The following is a 4450-nucleotide window of genomic DNA, read 5'->3' as shown; positions in this document are numbered from 1 at the left end:
CAAGATTGCCGTCGGATCGACGGTCGCTGGATACAGCGAAAGTTCAAGACCCAACATAAGTGATTGCCTCAATCCTTAGGATTGAGGCAATCACAAAACAAAAAACCTTTAAAAACATAGCCGGCACTACGTGCCTTCTTTTAAAGATTTAAAGATTAAAGATTTCGTCCTTGTTTCACAGGACCGACTCAAAGTCTGAAGGTCTGAAAAGAAGGAGGTGGCGTAGCATGATCATCATCCAAGTATTTATGCTAATGCATTTATTGATAACGATTTATGTAGAGAGCACGAAATAAAAAGTAGGTGTCTCAATATGAGACACCTACTTTTTATTTTTGATTACGGGTTACTATTGCTGCCATTATTTCTTCGATCTATCCAATCCTTAAAAATGCGATACAACTCGATAGAAGCCAACAATCCAGTAGTTAAATACGACCCATACTCCAACACATCTGATGCAATTTCCAACATAGTTAGCACGTCCTTCACAATAAGTTTTTTGATTTGTTACCATACTCATTGCATTTATGCTTACTATTTTTTCCTGCTCATGCTAACTTATGCTTACGTTTTTTTATGCTTACTCATTTTTTGGATTACTTTTAGTCTTGGTAAAGATACCGCTCACTTTTTATTCCGCAGAAGAGTTGACTTCGAGCCTCTCTCCCCCAAACCCCCAAACCCAACGGCTCCGATGGGCTATGCCCCTCTGGGAGCCACTTGGGTTAAGTGTTCTTGGGGGAGTTCTCGAAATAAACTCTTCTTTACGGCATAAATCGTTTCGCTATCATTTATCATCGTGCTCTTGATCTATATGTCCTCCTACAATAAGAATATGATCCATTCTGAACACATTCTTATACCTTTCAGAAGAATATGATCCTTTTTGTGTACATGTGGATGATGCATTTGAACATAACAAGTGGTATATTTTCTACAACAGATGTTGTTACCTTTCTAACAGTATCTCGATTATTTTTTGCTACAAACGTAAAAAATAATGATATGTCTTGAAAAGGCAAAAGACCCAAACGCTGCAACGTTTGAGTCTTGAATCAGAACAGTTTTTTTGGCTAAAGTCTTAACCATAATGGTTAGGGCTTTTTTGTTGGCGGAAGGCTTCCAGTCGATAAGAAACTCCACAGTACAAAAATCGTCATCGGATCGATCGATAACTCGAAAATTATTTTCATGCTCGCATCACCACCTCTCTAAAGAACGGTAGTGTTTTGAGTTCTGATTCAGCCTTGATAATAGTGTATTACGCTTATCAAAAATAACAAGCGTTGACAAACGTAAACATTATAATTAATTATACTGTCCCAAAAGAAGAACGAACAGCCTCAACGAACTGTCATTAAAAAAAACTGTCAGTTTTTGAGGAAAAATCCCCAAAAAACTGACTACTCTGTTTCAAACCATTCTCTATGCAATTGATTTCCATTATCGAGCAAGATCCGTCCTTCCGAATCTACTTCTAGCGTTTCTACGTTCATTGTCAGACCCTCGACAAGCTGAAGATGCTTCAATCTTTCAATGGCAGCCCACTTTTCCGAATAGTAATTCGCCGGATTCAAATCCACTTTCATCAAATCGCCTCCTGATTGCGTCTAGAACGCTCATATTTCGATTTTAAGCCCCATCGCCACGTTCTGACAGTCTTTTGTACGGCTCAAGCCGTAAATGCCCTTAAAATCGATTTTAAAGAGCAAAAAAAAGACTAAAGCCCTCGTCACGAGTGAAAAAGATAATATTCGACAGGTTCATGTGTACTGGAAGATCGGTGGAGGTTCTTGAGCGTAGCGAGAGACACATCCAGCGGTCTGACAGTCCGACAAGCGAAATGAAGGCTTAAAAGCCGGAATGAGTGCGTTCAGTGTTTTAGTTGAACTTGCCCCCTATACTGACCTTCAAAAAGACGGCATTAAAGATTAGAAAAGAGGGATATTTTTAAAAAAGTAGCTTAAACCGTTGGTATTACTAGGTTTTAGTGATTTATAGCAGTTCAATGTATTGTACTGTGCACTTCAATATATTGAAGTCGTTGGTCTAATTGAATTAGACCGTTTTTATTTTATTGTTGTGTTTTCCGGTCTATTGTTTTATGTTTTAATAAAGGAGGAGGTAAGAAATGGATAAAAATATGCAATATCATGCTGACACTCAAGTTTTGTTAGGAACACAGAGAAAAAAATTTCGAGATGAAGAAACTGGAGAGTTGATCGAAGTCGATCAAATTACTAAAAGGGCATTAGGACAACAGCAATTTTGGAAATTGTACCTAGTGGATTTCCTTCAAGTTCTTGGAGTTTTAGACAGCCGGCAAGTGGATATTCTAGTTTACATACTGGAAAACACAGAGCAAGCGAATAACACTTTTATTGGAACTTACGCTAAAATACAGAAAGATGTTGGGGCAGCTAAGGGTACAATTGCGACGGTTATGAAAAAACTACAAGAAAAAGGGTTCATAACGAAAGTTCAAAATGGCGTTTGGCAGGTAAGCCCTAAAATCATGATGAAGGGTTCAGAACACAAAAAAAGTTTGCTCCTCAATTACTATGACGATAGTACTGATCCGGAGCGAAACGAAGAAAAGTAAAGTGCGATTGCAAGGCATTTTACGAAGAAAAGCCCCTGAAAAGGGGCTTTTTGCTTGTGCTGATATATCAAGAGTTATCGTTCCATATCCATTTCGCGATCTCGCAGACGTTTTTCGATGACAGCTTCTCGTTCTTTAGTCAATTCCGGAATTAGTTCGTTGGATCTCTGATTGATTTTTTTTACATCAATCGTATGATCGAGGACGATTCTCTGATTTTCGGGCATTTTGTCAACCAACCATTCTCTTGTTGCCCGATGAATGGACGCTCTCATGACATGTTTCCAGTCTGCTACTCTTTCTTCGACAAGTTTATCGAAACGTTCTTTCATCTCTTTTACGCTTTGGAACATTTTTTGAAATTCTGCATGTAAACTATTATTTGTATCGACTAACTCTTTATTGGTCACTTTGAGTTCGTCATGTTCCTTCTCAAGCCCACTATATTCGTCCTCTAGAGCGTTGGCATGCTTTGTCATGGTCGTAAGTCTACGCTCCAATTTCTCCGCTTCTTCTGCAAACATATTAGTATCCGACATTTGTCTCTCCAGATCTTTTGCATGATGCCCCTTCAATTCACTCACTTTCTCTTCTAAACGTTCTGTTACCAGTTCTTCTACAACGTCATCCAAGCCCTCTTTGTAGCGTTCTGCTTGGGCAGACGCCCTCTCGTACTTCTTTTGAAGATTGTTCATCCCAATCTCATATTTCTTTTCGAGACTAGCAATCCTATCGTCTTTTTCCTCGATTTTCGATTGTAGAATATTCACTTCTCGTTGTAATTCCTCGTTTTTAAATTCCATTTCGGGAACAGTCATCATCGCAAGGTTTCGCATTTCCTCAAAATCCTCTCGATCTATCAAGATTTTTCCCGTTTCCTTACCGAACACCGTCTTTTGTTCTTGGAATTCAACGCTATCAATCCGTTCTACTTTGTCAAACAACTCTTTCAAGCTCTCTCTTTTGGCTTCAAGTAGCTTCGTTTCGCTTTGAATCGTTTCCCGCTGCTGTTCGGCCATCAGAACTGCTTCTTGAGATTTGAGGATCTTGTACGTGGCTGTATCGATGTGCTGTGCCTTCGAACCTTCTTTCCCTCGTTCAATATCAAATCCATGCTTCTGAAGGTATTGAGGTAGTTCTGATTGCAATGCCTTCAGTTCGTTCCGGTCAAACACGTTTTTGCTCTGAAGTTTGCCGTCTCGCATGGGTACGATAGCGATATGAGCATGAGCGCCAGCACCCTTTAATTCATCGAAATGGGCGACGGAATATAAGACATTTTGTTCTCCATAGCGATCTTTGAAGAAATCAGTAGAGACTTTGAAGAACCGTTCTTTTTCTGATTGATCCATGTCCTTAAAAAAATCACGATCAGAGCCAACCACGAACTCATTCAAAAACACCGCATCTTTTCTTAAGGCACGTTTACTCTCATTTTGGGATTCGAATATTTCTTTCCATTTCTCCATATAGCTGATGTGTTGAGCGTTGATATAGTCTCGATTGAGGTGGGATAGTGAAGCGTCAATGTCAGGATTGGTCTTACTTTCTCGTTCTCTTTGATTGTGGATCTGATAGCCTTTTACGTCATTTTTCTTTACCTTCTGCATTCTACAAACCAACTTAGAACCCATAGAAAGCCCCCCTGTCTTCGCTCTTGATTTTTGTGTAGTATAGCGCACTATACTTTACTTCGTAAAGGTGCGCTCTCCGAGGGTCAAGATTGCCGTCGGATCGACGGTCGCTGGATACAGCGAAAGTTCAAGACCCAACATAAGTGATTGCCTCAATCCTTAGGATTGAGGCAATCACAAAACAAAAAACCTTTAAAAACATAGCCGGCAC

At 39.6% G+C, this 4450-nt stretch carries 3 protein-coding genes; 1 reads left to right on the top strand and 2 read right to left on the bottom strand.

The features are described 5' to 3' along the window. Positions 1-1406: 1406 nt before the first annotated feature. Positions 1407-1592, bottom strand: a complete 186-nt coding sequence (locus KNP87_RS17100) for a hypothetical protein (protein WP_214722382.1) — start codon at positions 1590-1592, stop codon at positions 1407-1409. Positions 1593-2134: 542 nt separating this feature from the next. On the opposite strand from KNP87_RS17100, the gene KNP87_RS17095 reads away from it, so the two are divergent. Further along, positions 2135-2605 carry a replication/maintenance protein RepL gene (locus KNP87_RS17095; protein ID WP_214722381.1) on the top strand — a complete coding sequence of 157 codons (471 nt, stop codon included), beginning with the start codon at positions 2135-2137 and terminating at the stop codon, positions 2603-2605. Positions 2606-2679: 74 nt separating this feature from the next. On the opposite strand, the gene mobV is transcribed toward KNP87_RS17095, so the two are convergent. Further along, the gene (gene mobV / locus KNP87_RS17090; RefSeq protein WP_214722380.1) at positions 2680-4239 is read right to left on the bottom strand and encodes a MobV family relaxase; all 1560 of its coding nucleotides are present in this window, start codon (positions 4237-4239) and stop codon (positions 2680-2682) included. Positions 4240-4450: the final 211 nt, after the last annotated feature.

Source organism: Exiguobacterium sp. s192, assembly GCF_018618795.1.
GTDB classification, from domain to species: domain Bacteria; phylum Bacillota; class Bacilli; order Exiguobacteriales; family Exiguobacteriaceae; genus Exiguobacterium_A; species Exiguobacterium_A undae.
Note: the sequence above shows the minus strand (reverse complement) of the source record. Positions and strands in the feature narration are given on the sequence as shown.

Excerpts from the sequence above, each read along its gene's own strand:
- KNP87_RS17100 (WP_214722382.1), bottom strand. The coding sequence starts at position 1,592 with ATGAAAGTGGATTTGAATCCGGCGAATTACTATTCGGAAAAGTGGGCT.
- KNP87_RS17095 (WP_214722381.1), top strand. The coding sequence starts at position 2,135 with ATGGATAAAAATATGCAATATCATGCTGACACTCAAGTTTTGTTAGGA.
- mobV (WP_214722380.1), bottom strand. The coding sequence starts at position 4,239 with ATGGGTTCTAAGTTGGTTTGTAGAATGCAGAAGGTAAAGAAAAATGAC.